Raw genomic sequence first — 16408 nt, 5'->3', positions numbered from 1 at the left:
ACTCGATTGCCAGCCACGTCGTCTTGCGGGCTTGTCCGCGGCGCGTGCCGTGCTGAGCGGATCCTCACTTTCACCGCCGCGTCAACCGGACTAGCGTTGTGTTGGCACTTTGGTTGGCGGGGACTGAGCAGGAGGCTTGATTGGCGGTGACGAGGATGGCGCGTCGAGTTGGCCGAGTGGGTCGTGATCATGGCTGAGGCGGTTGGGTTGTCCGATGAGCTGGGGCCCGTCGATTATTTGATGCATCGGGGCGAGGCGAATCCGCGGACGCGTTCGGGGATCATGGCCCTGGAGCTTCTCGATACCACGCCGGACTGGGAGCGGTTCCGGACCCGGTTTGAGAATGCCTCGCGACGCGTGTTGCGGCTACGGCAGAAGGTGGTTGTTCCCACGCTGCCGACCGCGGCGCCGCGCTGGGTGGTGGATCCGGACTTCAACCTGGACTTCCATGTGCGCCGGGTGCGTGTGTCTGAGCCCGGCACGCTACGCGACGTCTTCGATTTGGCCGAGGTGATCCTGCAATCGCCACTGGATATCTCGCGCCCGCTATGGACGGCCACCCTGGTCGAGGGTTTGGCCGACGGCAAGGCCGCGACTCTGCTGCATGTCAGCCATGCGGTCACCGACGGCGTCGGTGGCGTGGAGATGTTCGCCCAGATCTATGACCTGGAACGGGATCCGGCGCCCAGACCCACACCGCCGCTACCGATTCCCCAGGACTTGTCACCCAATGACTTGATGCGCGAGGGCATCGGCCACCTGCCCATCGCCCTCGTTGGCGGCGTGGCGGGAGCGATAGCCGGGGCGGTCTCGGTGGCCGGACGCGCGGTGCTGGATCCGGCCGCCACCGTCTCGGGGATTGTCGGCTATGCGTTGTCGAGCGTGCGGGTGATGAACCGCGCGGCTGAGCCCTCACCGCTGTTGCGCCGGCGTAGCCTGACCACGCGCACCGAGGCGATCGACATTCGGCTCTCCGAGCTGCACAAGGCCGCAAAGGCTGGTGGCGGCTCGATCAACGACGCATATCTTGCGGGCCTGTGTGGCGCGCTGCGGCGCTACCACGAGGCCCTCGGGATGCCGATCAGCACGCTGCCCATGGCGGTCCCAGTCAATCTGCGGGCCGATGCGGATGGCGCCGGCGGCAACCGGTTCACCGGCGTCAACCTGGCAGCGCCAGTGGGCACCGCCGATCCGGTGGCGCGGATGAAAAAGATCCGAGCCCAGATGACGCAGCGCCGCGACGAGCCCGCGATGAACGTCGTCGGGTCCATGGCGCCGGTGCTCAGTGTCCTGCCCACGGCGGTATTAGAGGGGATCAGCGGTTCGGTGATCGGCTCGGATGTGCAGGCCAGCAACGTGCCGGTCTACCCCGGGGACACCTTCGTCGCTGGAGCAAAGATATTGCGGCAGTACGGGATTGGCCCCTTGCCGGGAGTGGCGATGATGGTGGTGCTGATTTCCCGGGGCGGATGGGCCACCATCACCGTGCGCTACGACCGGGCCTCGGTCCGACATGACGAGTTGTTCGCCCGCTGCCTGGTCGAGGGCTTCGACGAGATCCTGGCGCTCGCCGGCGATCCCGCACCGCGCTCGATTCCTGCCTCTTTCACCACTGTTTCCGGATCGGAGTCTCGATCGGTGTCCAATTCATGAGCGCCGCCGAAGAACGAGGGCGCGAGCAGGACAAGGCGGCGGGGGACCTGCGGTTACCCGGCTCGGTCGCCGAGATCATGGCCAGCCCCGCGGGGCCAAAGGTTGGTGCGTTTTTCGACCTCGACGGCACGCTGGTGGCCGGTTTCACGGCCGTCATCCTCACCCAGGAGCGGCTGCGGCGCCGCGACATAGGGGTGGGGGAGCTGCTCAGCATGGTTCAGGCGGGCCTGAACCACACGTTGGGACGAATCGAGTTCGAACAGCTCATCAACACGGCCTCCTCGGCGTTGCGCGGACGCCAGCTCGTTGACTTGGAGGAGATCGGCGAGCGGCTGTTTGCCCAGCGCATCGAGTCGCGGATCTATCCGGAGATGCGCGAGCTGGTCCGGGCGCACGTGGCGCGCGGTCATACCGTCGTGCTCAGCTCGTCGGCCCTGACCATTCAGGTCAATCCGGTGGCCCGCTTCCTGGGCATCGTGAACATGCTCACCAACAAGTTCGAGACCAATGAGGACGGGCTGCTCACCGGTGGCGTGGTGAAGCCGATCCTGTGGGGTCCCGGCAAAGCCGCCGCCGTGCAGCGTTTTGCGGCTGAGCACGATATTGACCTCAAAGACAGCTACTTCTACGCCGACGGCGACGAAGACGTTGCACTGATGTACCTGGTCGGTAATCCGCGGCCGACCAACCCGGAAGGCAAGATGGCCGCCGTGGCCAATCGCCGTGGTTGGCCCATCCTGAAGTTCAACAGCCGCGGGGGGGTGGGCCTGCGCCGGCAGATACGAACGCTTGCCGGTTTCAGCACCATGTTCCCGGTTGCGGCCGGGGCAGTGGGAATCGGCCTGCTGACGGGTAATCGCCGACGTGGCGTGAATTTCTTTACCTCGAACTTCTCCCAGCTGTTGCTTGCGACCAGCGGTGTGCACCTCAATGTCGTCGGCAAGGAGAATCTGACCGCGCAGCGTCCAGCCGTCTTCATCTTCAATCACCGCAACCAGGTCGACCCGGTGATTGCTGGTGCCCTGGTACGGGACAACTGGGTTGGGGTGGGCAAAAAGGAGCTGCAGAACGACCCGATTATGGGCACGTTGGGCAAGGTCCTCGACGGTGTGTTCATTGACCGCGATGACCCGGCCTCAGCGGTCGAGACGCTGCATACCGTGGAGGAACGCGCGAAGAACGGGCTATCCATCGTGATCGCCCCCGAAGGCACCCGGTTGGACACCACCGAGGTTGGTCCCTTCAAGAAAGGGCCGTTCCGCATCGCTATGGCGGCCGGTATCCCGATCGTGCCGATTGTGATCCGCAATGCGGAGATCGTCGCCTCCCGCAACTCCACCACGATCAATCCGGGAACCGTCGACATAGCAGTGTTTCCGCCGATCCCGGTCGATGACTGGACGCTGGACACCCTTCCGGACCGCATCGCCGAGGTGCGTCAGCTCTATCTGGACACACTCAAGGACTGGCCGGTCGACGAACTGCCCGAGGTCAATCTCTACGCCGAGGAAAAGGCGGCCAAGAAAGCCAAGGCGCAGCTTGCCAAGGCGTCCGCGAAGGAGACACCGGCCAAGAAGGCACCCGCGAAGAAGGCTGCCGCCAAGAAGGAGACACCGGCCAAGAAGGCACCCGCGAAGAAGGCTGCCGCCAAGAAGGCGCCTGCCAAGAAGGCGGCCGCCAAGAAGGCACCCGCCAAGAAGGCGACGGCAAAGAAGGCACCCGCCAAGAAGGCGCCTGCGAAGAAGGTGCCCGAGAGCGCGGCTGCAAAGGCTGCGACGCCCGCCACCGACACCGAGCTGCCCGCACCCAAGCCGGTGGGCGAGGCGTCGAACCCGACCGAGATCGCACTCGAACCCGTTGCCCATGATGGCGACGCGCAACAACTCGGTGCAGGCCGAAGCGACGCGGCCGAGTCATCGAGCTCTAGGCCCAAAGGACGGCCGTGACCAAACCGGTCGCTGATACCAGCGCAGTCCTTACCTCTGAAGACACGCTGGTGCTGGCCTCGATGGGTTCGCCGGTCGAAATGCAGCTGATCATGGATTGGCTGGGCGAGCAGCGGGCCCGCACGCCAGGGGCAAAGTTCGACGTCCTGAAGCTGCCGCCGCGAAATGCCCCGACGGCCGCGCTGACCGCGCTGGTTGAGCAACTCGAGTCCGGTTCCGAAGCCGGCGCAGATCGGTCTATCGTGCCGGTCCAGGTGTTCTGGCAGCCGCCGGCGGATCGCAGCCGGTTGGCAAAGGTTGCCGGCCTTCTTCCGGGCCGCGATCCATACCATCCCAACCCCCGCCAGCAGCGCCGCATCCTGCGTTCGGACCCGCAGCGTGCCAGGGTGATGGCAGGGGAGTCGGCCACGGTGTCGGAGCTGCGCAAGCAGTGGCGTGACAACACCGTTGGCGAGGACCAACACGACTTCGCCCATTTCGTTGCCCGCCGGGCGATCCTGGCGCTGGCCCGCGCCGAGTACCGGATCCTTGGGCCGCAATACAAATCGCCGCGGCTGGTGAAGCCAGAGATGTTGGCGTCCGCACGATTTCGTGCCGGCCTGGAAAGGATCCCCGGCGCCACTGTCGAGGAAGCCGGCAAGATGCTCGACGAACTCGCCACCGGCTGGAGTCAGGCATCGGTCGATGTTTTTTCCGTCCTGGGCAGGCTGATCAGCCGTGGATTCGATCCCGAATTCGACTACGACGAATATCAGGTCGCGGCCATGCGCACCGCGCTGGAAGCCCATCCAGCGGTCTTGCTGTTCTCCCACCGGTCCTACATCGACGGGGCGGTGGTACCGGTGGCGATGCAGGACAACCGGCTGCCGCCGGTGCACATGTTCGGCGGCGTCAACCTGTCGTTCGGCGTGATGGGGCCGCTCATGCGGCGCGCGGGGATGATCTTCATCCGGCGCAACATCGCCGGCGACCCGCTGTACAAGTACGTGCTCAAGGAATACGTCGGCTATGTCGTCGAGAAGCGGTTCAACCTGAGTTGGTCCATCGAAGGCACCCGCTCGCGCACCGGAAAGATGTTGCCACCCAAGCTCGGCCTGATGAGCTATGTCGCCGATGCCTACCTCGACGGGCGCAGTGACGACATCCTGCTGCAAGGGGTTTCGATCTGTTTCGACCAGCTGCACGAGATCGCTGAATACGCCGCCTACGCGCGCGGCGCCGAAAAGACACCCGAGGGCTTCAGCTGGCTCTACAACTTCATCAAGGCACAGGGCGAGCGCAACTACGGAAAGATCTATGTGCGCTTCCCGGAAGCGGTCTCCATGCGGCAGTACCTCGGTGTTCCGCATGGTCCGATAACCCATGATTTGGCGGCCAAAAGGCTTGCGCTGCAGAAGATGTCCTTCGAGGTCGCGTGGCGGATTCTGCGAGCGACGCCGATGACCGCGACCGGTCTGGTGTGTGCATTGCTGCTCACCGCACGCGGTACCGCACTAACCCTTGGCCAGTTGCACCACACGTTGCAGGACTCGCTTGACTATCTCGAACGCAAGCAGACACCGATGTCGACCAGTGCGCTGCGGCTGCGTTCGCGCGAGGGGGTCCGGGCGGCCGTGGACGCACTGTCCAACGCGCACCCGGTCACCCGGGTGGACAGCGGTCGCGAACCGGTCTGGTACATCGCTCCCGAGGACGAACTCGCCGCGGCCTTCTACCGAAATTCGGTGATCCACGCCTTCCTGGAAACCTCGATCGTGGAGCTTGCGCTGGCCCATGCCCGCCACGCCGAAGGCGATCGCATGGCCGCCTTCTGGGACCAGGTGATGCGGTTGCGGGATCTGCTGAAATTCGACTTCTACTTCGCCGACTCGGCGGCATTTCGCGCCAACATCGCCGAAGAGATGGCGTGGTACCAGGACTGGGAAAGCCAGGTGGCCGCCGGGGGCGATCAGATCGACGCAATCCTTTATGCAAAGCGACCGTTGATTTCGGACGCCATGCTGCGGGTGTTCTTCGAGGCCTACGCAATCGTTGCCGACGTGCTGCGCGATGCTCCGGCGAACATCAAGCAGAAGGACCTGACGGACTTGGCGCTGGGCCTCGGGCGCCAATACGTGGCCCAGGCGCGGGTCCGCAGCAGCGAGCCGGTGTCAACACTGCTCTTCGCAACCGCACGTCAGGTGGTCGACGACCAGCACCTGATCGAGCCCGCGCCAGACCTGACCGAGCGTCGGAGCGCGTTCCTGGCCGAATTGCGCAATATCCTGCGTGATTTCGACTACGTGGGGAAGATCGCACGAAACCGGTTCGTGGCTCGTGAGCTGAAGGCCCGTCAGGAGCGACTCGAGCAACAGGCTCAGTAGTCGCCGCGATGGTGTGGGCGATCGACGGTGCCAGTGGCGCCGCCCGGCGCCTCAACAGCTAGCCGTTGCCTGCCGCCGCCCAGTGCTGGCCATCGACGGCAACCGCGTGATCATCGCTGTCATGTGAGCGGGGCGCTGGCGTCTCGGCTACTTCGCTCCAGCCGGGCGGGCGCAGCAGGTAGCCGACCCGGCCACGCCACGTCTTTGCCCGCCCAACGTCGCTGAGCATTGCGACGAATTCGTAGTAGTTGAGTTTGATCGGGTTATGGGTAGCGATGTTCTGCTGCAACCCGTACCGAACCGGCTCGTCTTCCTCGGCGTAGCTACCGAACAGTCGGTCCCACACGATCAGAATGCCGCCGTAGTTCTTGTTGAGGTAGGGGTTGTTCGCGCCGTGGTGCACACGATGGTGAGAAGGCGTGTTGAACAGATACTCGATCGGTCTGGGCAGTCGGTTGATGCGCTCGGTGTGGATCGGGAACTGATAGAAGATCACGATTGCGTGGCAGGCGAAGATCATCCAGACGGGGAAGCCGATCAGTGCCAGCGGCACGTAGACGACGGCTGATATGAACAACCAACCGGGGACCAGCCAGGGGGTGCGCATCCCCGTGGACAGGTTGAGGTACTGACTCGAGTGATGCACATGATGCGCGGCCCAGAACACTCGAATCCGATGGGTCATGCGGTGCCTGCCGTAGTAGGCCAGGTCGGTCAGCACCAGTGCGCACGCCCAGGTCCACCACTGGGAGGTCGGCAGGTGGATCGGCGTCAGGGCACTGGCGATCAGGATTAGCGGCACTGCGGTGACGCTGCCTACCGATCGAGTCAGTCGGGCCAAGGCGTAGACCGACAGATTGGCTGCGGTATCGCGAGCGGACACGCTGGGGCGTGACCGGTTGCGCTGTTTGCCTAGCCGGTAGCTGAGGAAGTCCAGCCCCACCAGCACCATGAACCCGGTCAGAAATATCGGGACGGCGCGTTCCATTGCTCACCTAGCATCGTGAGACCCCACCCGGCCGCGTTGTTGAGCAAGGCCGTGGTCCCTGAGCGGTCAGAAGCCGATTCAGAGACCGATGTGTGTGGGTGCCACAAACGTCGGGGCCGGGACGTGTACCAGCTGACCTGAGCATCCTTCGGTCATGCCGTCGTCGCCCGGGGCCGGTGTTCCTTTCAGATCCGATGAGCAGCCCACCGCCAGCAGCGCATAAGCGGCCGCCACCAGCGTGCCGACCACCCAGGCCACCCGTACGCCCATCTTCTGGCCCTTCAACTTTGCGTTCACCGTGGCATCCTCCATTTGCTGTCCGGTCGCCGTGGCTGGCAAATGCGACGACCTTTGGATGCTATCGCCGTTGACCTGCTGAGACGGGTGGTTTTCAGATTCTGGTGACAGTTGGTTTCAGGTCTGCGGCCGTGGCCCCACGCTCGGGACTTCGATCCACAGTCACGTCTTTGCCCACAGGCGGGTTGGACGGACCGCGCCCGCCTCGGGCGGCTGTCGGTGCGGTGCAGGTGAATAACAGCCAGCACCGCGCGGATCCACCCGCGGGCGGCACGAAACAGCCAACGACAGCAACCCAGCGAAGGGAATAGCGCAGATGTTTGAAACGCCTCTTACCGTGGTCGGTCACATCGTCAATGACCCGCAGCGCCGGAAGGTCGGTGATCAGGAGTTCATCAAGTTCCGGGTCGCCAGCAATTCGCGCCGGCGGACCGCAGACGGCGGCTGGGAGCCGGGCAACTCGCTGTTCATCACCGTGAACTGCTGGGGCAGGCTGGTTACCGGGGTGGGCGCGGCGTTGGGCAAAGGTGCACCGGTGATTGTCGTGGGCCACGTCTACACCAGCGAGTACGAGGACCGCGATGGCAACCGCCGCTCCTCGCTCGAGCTGCGGGCAACCTCCGTCGGTCCAGATCTCTCGCGCGTCATTGTGCGTATCGAGAAGCCCGGGTACACGGGTCCGAGCCCGGAAAAGGCAGCGGCGGCCGCAGCCACAACGCGGTGCGAGGACGTCGCCGACAACGACGACCACAGCGCCCGCGACGTTGCTGACACTGAGGACGTTGCGGCGGGTGTGGACGCCGCCGATCGCAGTGCACTACCACTGTCGGCTTAGCGCTGCGCGGTGGTGCCTAGGATGGTCGGCGGGGTAACTCCAAAGACTAGAAAGGCAATACCGCGGCATGGCTGAGTTCATCTACACGATGAAGAAGGTCCGCAAGGCGCACGGCGACAAGGTGATCCTCGACGACGTCACGTTGAGCTTCTACCCGGGCGCCAAGATCGGTGTGGTCGGCCCTAACGGGGCCGGGAAATCGAGCGTCTTGCGGATCATGGCCGGATTGGACAAGCCGAACAACGGCGACGCGTTCTTGGCTACCGGGGCCACGGTCGGCATCCTCTTGCAGGAGCCGCCGTTGAACGAGGAAAAGACGGTTCGGGGCAACGTCGAAGAGGGTCTGGGCGACATCAAGGTCAAGCTCGACCGATTCAACGAAGTCGCCGAGTTGATGGCCACCGACTACAGCGACGAGCTGATGGAAGAAATGGGCCGGCTGCAGGAGGATTTGGACCACGCCGACGCGTGGGACATCGACTCGCAGCTGGAGCAGGCCATGGACGCGCTGCGCTGCCCGCCGCCCGAGGAGCCGGTGACCAACCTGTCCGGTGGTGAACGCCGGCGGGTTGCGCTGTGCAAGCTGCTGCTGTCGAAACCGGACCTGCTGCTGCTCGACGAGCCGACCAACCACCTCGACGCGGAAAGCGTGCAGTGGCTCGAACAGCACCTTGCCAGCTATGCCGGTGCGGTACTGGCGGTCACCCACGACCGCTACTTCCTCGACAATGTCGCCGAATGGATCCTGGAATTGGATCGCGGCCGGGCCTACCCGTACGAAGGTAACTACTCGACCTATCTCGAGAAGAAGGCCGATCGGCTGGCGGTGCAGGGCCGAAAGGACGCGAAGCTGCAAAAGCGGCTGCAGGAAGAGCTGGCCTGGGTTCGGTCGGGGGCAAAGGCGCGCCAAGCCAAGAGCAAGGCGCGTTTGCAGCGCTACGAGGAGATGGTCGCCGAGGCGGAGAAGACTCGCAAGCTTGACTTCGAGGAGATCCAGATACCGGTCGGACCCCGGTTGGGCTCCGTGGTGGTCGAGGTCGAACACCTCGACAAGGGCTTCGGCGGGCGCACCCTGATCAAGGATCTGTCCTTCACCTTGCCCCGCAACGGCATCGTCGGCGTTATCGGACCCAACGGAGTGGGCAAGACCACCCTGTTCAAAACCATTGTGGGGCTTGAGGAGCCGGACAGCGGCACGGTCAAGGTCGGCGAAACGGTCAAGTTGAGCTACGTCGATCAGACTCGCGCCGGCATTGATCCGAAGAAGACCGTGTGGGAAGTCGTCTCGGACGGGCTCGACTACATCGAAGTGGGCCAATCTGAGGTGCCCTCGCGCGCCTACGTGTCGGCCTTTGGGTTCAAGGGACCAGACCAGCAGAAGCCCGCGGGTGTGTTGTCGGGCGGCGAGCGCAACAGGCTCAACCTTGCGCTGACGCTCAAGCAGGGCGGCAACTTGATCCTGCTGGACGAACCGACCAACGACCTGGATGTCGAGACACTGAGTTCGCTGGAGAATGCGCTGGTCAACTTCCCGGGCTGTGCCGTGGTGATCTCGCACGACCGCTGGTTCCTCGACCGCACGTGCACGCACATCCTGGCGTGGGAAGGCGACGCCGACAGCGAGGCCAAGTGGTTCTGGTTCGAGGGGAACTTCGGAGCCTACGAAGAAAATAAGGTGGAGCGGCTTGGCGTCGAGGCTGCGCGGCCGCACCGGGTTACTCATAGAAGGTTGACGCGCGACTAGTGTCAGCTCTGCGAAGGCCCCGCGACGATGCGGCCGCTATGGCTGCTGAGGAGTGGGGCAGTCAAGTGGTGCCCCGCGACGATGCGGCCGCTATGGCTGCTGAGGAGTGGGGCAGTCAAGTGGTGCCCCGCGACGATGCGGCCGCTATGGCTGCTGAGGAGTGGGGCAGTCAAGTGGTGCCCCGCAACGATGCGGCCCCTATGGCCGGTCAGGAGTGGGGCCGATCAAGTAGCGCGCTGGTTTCAGTCGTGAGTTTGGAGCAGTCGGCATGACGATCGATCCCGGGGCCAAGCAGGATGTCGGGGCGTGGACGGCGTTCACCCAACCCGCCGACATTCCTGACTGGATCTCGCAGGCCTACCTGGACAGCTACCAGCGTCGGGGGGAGGAGGATTCGCAGGCTTCACAACGAGCCGCCGAAGCCGCTGCCTCCGTGGTGACGCCGGCGATGCTGAGTGCGCACTATCGGCTCGGGCAGCACCGCCCCATCGGTGAGAGTCGCGTCGCCGTGTATCCGGCGGACGACCCGGTCGGGTTCGGGCCGGCGCTGCAAGTGGTCACCGAGCACGGCAGCATGCTGATGGATTCCGTGACGGTGCTCCTGCACCGGCTTGGCGTTGGCTACACCACCATCATGACCCCGGTGTTCGAGGTGCACCGCGGCCCCACCGGTGAGCTGCAGCGCGTCGAGCCGAAGTCCCTGGACGCCTCGCCCTACGTTGGTGAGGCTTGGATACACGTCCAACTCTCGCCGACGGTCGAGGCCAAAGCCCTCGCCGAAGTCGAACAGTTGCTGCCCAAGGTCTTGGCTGATGTTCAGCGTGTCGCCAAGGATGCGCCGGCAATGATTGCCACCCTCAGCGAATTGGCGGTCGCAGTCGACAGCGATCGCGAAGGCCACTATGCGGCCCCGGACCACCAAGAGGTGGCGGCGTTGTTGCGGTGGCTGGGGAATGGAAACTTCCTCTTGCTCGGCTATCAGCCCTGCGAGGTGGACGACGGGATGGTCCTGGGCGACGGCTCGAGTGGCCTCGGCGTGCTGCGTGCGCGGACCGGCACGCGGCCCCGGCTTACCGACGAAACCAAGTTGCTGGTCCTGGCGCAGGCGCGGGTCGGCAGTTACCTGCGTTACGGCGCGTACCCGTACGCGATCGCGATACGCGAGAGCCTCGGCGACGGCAATATCGTCGAGCATCGCTTCGTCGGTCTGTTCACAGTGGCGGCCATGAACGCCGACGTTTTGGAGATCCCGGCAATCTCGCATCGGGTCCGTGACGCGCTGGAGTTAGCCGGCAACGACCCGAGCCACCCGGGCCAGCTTCTGCTGGACGTCATCCAGACCGTCCCTCGTCCCGAGCTGTTTACCCTGAGCTCCGAACAGTTGCTGGCGATGGCCAAAGCGGTGGTGGATCTGGGCTCCCAGCGGCGAGCGCTGCTGTTCCTACGGGTCGATCGGCTGCAGTTCTTTGTCTCGTGTTTGGTCTACTTGCCGCGCGATCGCTACACGACGGCCGTGCGGCTGCAGATCGAGGACATCCTGGTCCGCGAGTTCGGCGGCACCCGGCTGGAGTTCACCGCCCGAGTCAGTGAATCCCCCTGGGCGCTCATGCATTTCATGGTTCGGTTGCCCGAAGACGTGGCGACGGGTTCGATCGATGTTTCAGAGGCCAACCGAAGCCGGATTCAGGCGCTGTTGAGCGAGGCCGCGCGCACCTGGGCTGACCGCCTGATCGGCGCTGCCTCCGATGCTTCGGTGCGGCACGCCGACGCCGAGCATTACGCGGCCGCCTTTCCGGAGGCCTACAAGCAGGCGGTCGCCCCGGCCGACGCCATCGACCACATCGCGATCATCACCGAGCTAGCTGATGACTCGGTCAAATTGGTCTTCTCCGATCGCACCGAGGACGGTGTCGCCCAGCTCACCTGGTTCCTGGGGGGATGCACTGCCTCGCTAAGTCGGCTGTTGCCGATGTTGCAGAGCATGGGTGTGGTGGTGCTCGAGGAGCGGCCGTTCACGGTCACCCGCCCGGACGGGTTGCCGGTCTGGATCTATCAGTTCAAGATCTCACCGCATCCCACCATCCCGAAGGCGACGGTTCCGGCCGAGCGGGCCGCGGCGGCACAGCGATTCGCCGATGCGGTCACCGCGATCTGGCAGGGCAGGATCGAGATCGACCGGTTCAACGAGTTGGTCATGCGGGCGGGGCTGACATGGCAGCAGGTGGTCCTGCTGCGCGCCTATTCGAGGTACCTGCGGCAAGCGGGCTTTCCCTACAGCCAGTCCTACATCGAATCAGTTCTCAACGAGCACCCCTCCACCGCGCGGTCACTGGTCCTATTGTTCGAGGCCCTGTTCGACCCGCGGCCGGCGGGCTCACCGGTAAGTTCTGACGCGCAAGCCGCTGCCGCTGCCGTTGCCGCTGACATCGACGCACTGGTGAGTCTGGATACCGACCGGATTCTGCGGGCGTTCGCGTCGCTGGTTCAGGCCACCTTACGGACCAATTACTTTGTCTCACGCGAAGGTTCGGCCCGCAGCCGCGATGTCTTGTCAGTCAAGCTGGATGCCCAGCTGATCGACGAGCTCCCGCTGCCGCGGCCCAAGTACGAGATCTTCGTTTATTCACCCCGGGTCGAAGGCGTGCATTTGAGGTTCGGCCCGGTAGCGCGAGGCGGGCTGCGTTGGTCGGACCGCCGCGACGATTTCCGCACCGAGATCCTCGGTCTGGTCAAGGCGCAGGCGGTGAAGAACGCCGTCATCGTGCCGGTCGGAGCCAAAGGCGGATTCGTCGTCAAACGGCCGCCGTTGAGCACCGGCGACGCGGCCGCCGACCGCGAGGCCACTCGCGCCGAAGGTGTTGCCTGCTATCAGCTGTTCATCTCCGGGCTGCTTGACGTCACGGACAACGTCGACCACACGACCGGAGTGGTCAGCCCGCCGCCGGAGGTGCTGCGGCGCGACGGTGACGACGCCTATCTGGTGGTGGCCGCGGACAAGGGCACCGCCACGTTCTCCGACATCGCCAACGAGGTCGCCAACTCCTACGGATTCTGGTTGGGTGACGCGTTCGCCTCCGGTGGGTCGGTGGGCTATGACCACAAGGCCATGGGGATCACCGCCAAGGGCGCCTGGGAAGCCGTCAAGCGGCATTTCCGAGAGATGGGGATCGACACCCAGACCGAGGACTTCACCGTCGTGGGCGTCGGCGACATGAGCGGCGACGTCTTTGGCAATGGGATGCTGTTGAGCAAGCACATCAGGCTGATCGCTGCCTTCGATCACCGCCACGTCTTCCTCGACCCGAATCCGGATGCCGCTGCCTCGTGGCAGGAACGGCAGCGAATGTTCGATCTGCCCCGATCCAGCTGGGATGACTACAACAAGTCATTGATCAGCGAAGGCGGGGGGGTATACAGCCGCGAGCAGAAGTCCATCCCGGTCAGTGACCAGGTTCGCAATGCCCTTGGCATTGGTGGTGACGTCACCGAGATGACCCCGCCCAACTTGATCCGGGCGATTTTGCAGGCCCCGGTGGATCTGTTGTTCAACGGCGGCATCGGGACCTATATCAAGGCCGAGTCGGAGTCGGATGCCGATGTCGGTGACCGCGCCAACAATCCCGTGCGGGTCAACGCGAACCAGGTGCGCGCCAAGGTCATTGGCGAAGGCGGCAACCTTGGGGTCACGGCATTGGGTCGCGTCGAATTCGATCTGTCCGGCGGGCGGATCAACACCGACGCGCTGGACAACTCCGCCGGTGTGGATTGCTCCGACCACGAAGTAAACATCAAGATTCTGATCGACTCGCTGGTCAGCGCGGGCAAGGTAAGAGCAGACGAACGCAAACAACTGCTCGAGTCGATGACCGACGAGGTGGCACAGCTGGTGCTCACCGATAATTCTGATCAGAACGACTTGATGGGTACCAGCCGCGCCAACCCGGTCAGCCTGCTGCCGGTGCACGCCGACCAGATCAGGTACTTGGTGGCCGAGCGCGGAATCAGCCGGGAATTGGAGGCGCTGCCCTCCGAAAAGGAGATCGCGCGACGTTCGGAGGCGGGCATCGGGCTCACCTCGCCCGAGTTGGCAACCCTGATGGCGCACGTCAAGCTGGCGCTCAAAGAGAAGATGCTGACAACCGAGCTGCCCGATCAGGACGTGTTCGCCTCGAGGTTGCCCTCCTATTTCCCGAAACCCCTGCGCGAGAGGTTCGCTCCCGAGATCCGCTCGCACCAGCTACGTCGCGAGATCGTCACCACCATGGTGATCAACGACCTGGTGGACACCGCCGGCATCACCTACGCCTTTCGGATCACCGAAGACGTCGGTGTCTCACCGATCGACGCGGTGCGTACCTACATGGCCACCGATGCCATCTTCGGCGTGAGTCACATCTGGCGCCGTATCCGTGCGGAGGAGCTACCGGTGGCGCTGTCCGACCGGTTGACGCTGGATACCCGCCGGCTCATCGACCGTGCCAGTCGCTGGCTGCTCAACTACCGCCCTCAGCCGCTCGCCGTTGGCGCCGAGATCAACCGGTTCGCCGCGCAGGTCAAAGCGTTGACCCCGCGGATGTCGGAGTGGTTGCGCGGCGACGATAAGGCCATCGTCGACAAAACCTCCGAGGAATACATCGCCCAGGGCGCACCTGAGGACCTGGCGTACCGCGTTGCGGTCGGCCTGTATCGCTACAGCCTGCTCGACATCATCGATATCGCCGACATCGCCGATGTCGACGCAGCCGAAGTCGCCGACACCTACTTTGCCCTGGTGGATCGGCTGGGTGCGGACGGTTTGCTCACCGCCGTCTCCGAGCTGCCGCGAAAGGACCGCTGGCATTCATTGGCCCGCTTGGCGATTCGCGACGACATCTACGGTGCGCTGCGGTCGTTGTGCTTCGACGTGATCGCCGTGGGCGAGCCCGATGAGAGCAGTGAGCAGAAGATCCTGGAGTGGGAGCAGCTCAGCGCCTCCCGGGTGGACCGGGCACGCCGGACACTCAACGAGATTCGGGATAGCGGACAAAAGGATCTCGCGACGTTGTCGGTGGCCGCCCGCCAGGTCCGCCGAATGACCCGCACCAGCGGACGAGGGATCTCGGGATGACCGTCGGGTACGTCGCTGCGGTGCCGGTGCGTTGGTCGGACATTGACATGTACCAGCACGTCAACCACGCCACCATGGTCACCATCCTCGAAGAGGCTCGGGTCCCATTCCTCCGGGAGCCGTTCGGCGCCGATATCACCACCATCGGCCTGCTGATCGCCGATGTCCGGGTCACCTACAAGGATCAGCTGCGGCTTGCGGATTCGCCTTTGCAGGTGACGATGTGGACGAAGCGGCTTCGGGCGGTCGACTTCACGCTGGGCTACGAAGTCCGCTCGATCGGCGCGGCCCCGGAGTCCAAGCCGGCCGTCATCGCGGAATCGCAGCTCGCTGCGGTGCACATCGAAGAGCAGCGGCTGGTGCGGTTGTCGGCACAGCATCGGGAGTACCTGCAGCGGTGGCTGCGGGAATGATGGGGACAGACGAGCGCGGGCTGTGGTTGACGGACCCAGCTCATCGTTCGGATCTGTCCACATTCGTCGAGCATGCGATCCGGCTTGACCCGGCCGCGATCATCCGACTGCGGGCACGATCCGCCGGATTGCTGACGGCTTGGGTGGCAACCAGTTTCGATGTGCTGGCCAGCCGGGTGGTGGTCGGTGAAGTGCGCCCCAATGACTTAACGGTGGGCGCCGACGCGCTGGCCCGCGGACTTGCTGCGACGGACAGTTCCGGCTACCTGGATCCGGGCTACCCGATGGACTCGGCGTGGCGGGGCGCGCTGCCGCCGGAGTCCGGATTCGTCCACCTCGAAGACCTGCCGGCGCGCGTTGTGCTGGACCTGGCGCAGAGTGGTGCACGACTTGTCAAGGAACACAGCAGCTCTCACGGTCCACCGGTGTCACTGATGGACCAAGAGGTCATCCGGGTCAGCTCGGATGATGCCGCCGTCGGCCTGCCGATGCGCTGCGTATTCGCCTTGACGGCAATGGGTTTCCTGCCGCAGTCGGCAGAAGCGATTGATGCCGATGAGATGGTTCGGGTGCGGGCAATGCCGACGTGGTTGCGGCTGGATGCGCGATTCGGATCGGTGTACCGGCGCCGCGGGCATCCGCCTTTGATGTTGAGGTGATAGTCGGGCTCGCGGCTTGCCCGGAAGCGGTCGGTGACCGGCAAAGTGGATTTCCCCACCGGGTGGATAATGCCATTTGTCTTTTTATTACCGACCCATAACGATTGTCTTAATTCCTGATAGCCCAGTTGTGGGGTTTCGAGTGGTAACTCTACGATTCTTGCGGTCCGCGTGTGGCCAGCGTCGGCTAGCGTGAGTATTTGACGGTCGCAATGGTCGTTCCGCTGTGTTGAACGGTGCGCAATCGGCTGGATAGTGGCGAAGTCGAGCTGGGTCTTGATATTGCGGATACCGTTGATGGGCAAGTGCTTTAATTCTGGTACGGACGGTTGGACCGGCTGGCCGATCGGCTGGGGGCAGCGCTGAGCCGCGCAAATTCGGCGAGCCTAATTTTGTTTTTCGG

The 16408-nt window shown here is 64.3% G+C and carries 11 protein-coding genes; 9 read left to right on the top strand and 2 right to left on the bottom strand.

The window, feature by feature from the left end; genetic code table 11:
• Nucleotides 1-189: 189 nt before the first annotated feature.
• From CCUG20998_RS18915 to CCUG20998_RS18905, 3 genes are read left to right on the top strand one after another with little or no spacing between them, the layout of a single operon-like run.
• Complete coding sequence (locus CCUG20998_RS18915) at nucleotides 190-1653, top strand: WS/DGAT/MGAT family O-acyltransferase (RefSeq protein WP_036456565.1); 1464 nt, start codon at nucleotides 190-192, stop codon at nucleotides 1651-1653.
• Complete coding sequence (locus tag CCUG20998_RS18910; RefSeq protein WP_020730208.1) at nucleotides 1650-3599, top strand: HAD-IB family hydrolase/lysophospholipid acyltransferase family protein; 1950 nt, start codon at nucleotides 1650-1652, stop codon at nucleotides 3597-3599. The genes CCUG20998_RS18915 and CCUG20998_RS18910 overlap by 4 nt, the downstream gene beginning before the upstream one ends.
• On the top strand, nucleotides 3596-5962 hold the full coding sequence (locus CCUG20998_RS18905) for a glycerol-3-phosphate 1-O-acyltransferase (protein WP_036456231.1): 2367 nt from the start codon (nucleotides 3596-3598) through the stop codon (nucleotides 5960-5962). The genes CCUG20998_RS18910 and CCUG20998_RS18905 overlap by 4 nt, the downstream gene beginning before the upstream one ends.
• A 58-nt stretch (nucleotides 5963-6020) precedes the next feature.
• Here CCUG20998_RS18905 and CCUG20998_RS18900 read toward each other — a convergent pair whose 3' ends face one another.
• Together CCUG20998_RS18900 and CCUG20998_RS18895 are read right to left on the bottom strand one after the other, a co-directional pair.
• Nucleotides 6021-6950 (bottom strand): sterol desaturase family protein, encoded by a 930-nt coding sequence (locus CCUG20998_RS18900; RefSeq protein WP_020730210.1) that lies wholly within the window; start codon nucleotides 6948-6950, stop codon nucleotides 6021-6023.
• 78 nt (nucleotides 6951-7028) lie between these two features.
• On the bottom strand, nucleotides 7029-7247 hold the full coding sequence (locus CCUG20998_RS18895) for a hypothetical protein (protein WP_231389748.1): 219 nt from the start codon (nucleotides 7245-7247) through the stop codon (nucleotides 7029-7031).
• 316 nt (nucleotides 7248-7563) lie between these two features.
• On the opposite strand from CCUG20998_RS18895, the gene CCUG20998_RS18890 reads away from it, so the two are divergent.
• From CCUG20998_RS18890 to CCUG20998_RS18865, 6 genes are all read left to right on the top strand, one after another.
• Nucleotides 7564-8082, top strand: a complete 519-nt coding sequence (locus CCUG20998_RS18890) for a single-stranded DNA-binding protein (RefSeq protein WP_020730212.1) — start codon at nucleotides 7564-7566, stop codon at nucleotides 8080-8082.
• A 67-nt stretch (nucleotides 8083-8149) separates the two neighbouring features.
• Nucleotides 8150-9826, top strand: a complete 1677-nt coding sequence (gene ettA / locus CCUG20998_RS18885) for an energy-dependent translational throttle protein EttA (protein WP_020730213.1) — start codon at nucleotides 8150-8152, stop codon at nucleotides 9824-9826.
• Between the two features lie 38 nt (nucleotides 9827-9864).
• The gene (locus CCUG20998_RS18880; RefSeq protein WP_142399642.1) at nucleotides 9865-10098 is read left to right on the top strand and encodes a hypothetical protein; all 234 of its coding nucleotides are present in this window, start codon (nucleotides 9865-9867) and stop codon (nucleotides 10096-10098) included.
• Nucleotides 10095-14933 (top strand): NAD-glutamate dehydrogenase, encoded by a 4839-nt coding sequence (locus CCUG20998_RS18875; RefSeq protein ID WP_020730214.1) that lies wholly within the window; start codon nucleotides 10095-10097, stop codon nucleotides 14931-14933. The genes CCUG20998_RS18880 and CCUG20998_RS18875 overlap by 4 nt, the downstream gene beginning before the upstream one ends.
• A complete protein-coding gene (locus tag CCUG20998_RS18870) occupies nucleotides 14930-15346 on the top strand; it encodes an acyl-CoA thioesterase (protein ID WP_012395428.1) in 417 nt (138 codons plus the stop codon). Before CCUG20998_RS18875 ends, CCUG20998_RS18870 begins: the two co-directional genes overlap by 4 nt.
• A complete protein-coding gene (locus tag CCUG20998_RS18865) occupies nucleotides 15343-16005 on the top strand; it encodes a DUF8010 domain-containing protein (protein ID WP_020730215.1) in 663 nt (220 codons plus the stop codon). Before CCUG20998_RS18870 ends, CCUG20998_RS18865 begins: the two co-directional genes overlap by 4 nt.
• The last annotated feature ends 403 nt before the right edge of the window (nucleotides 16006-16408 follow it).

It is taken from the genome of Mycobacterium marinum (assembly GCF_003391395.1).
GTDB classification, from domain to species: Bacteria; Actinomycetota; Actinomycetes; order Mycobacteriales; family Mycobacteriaceae; genus Mycobacterium; species Mycobacterium marinum.
Note: the sequence above shows the minus strand (reverse complement) of the source record. Positions and strands in the feature narration are given on the sequence as shown.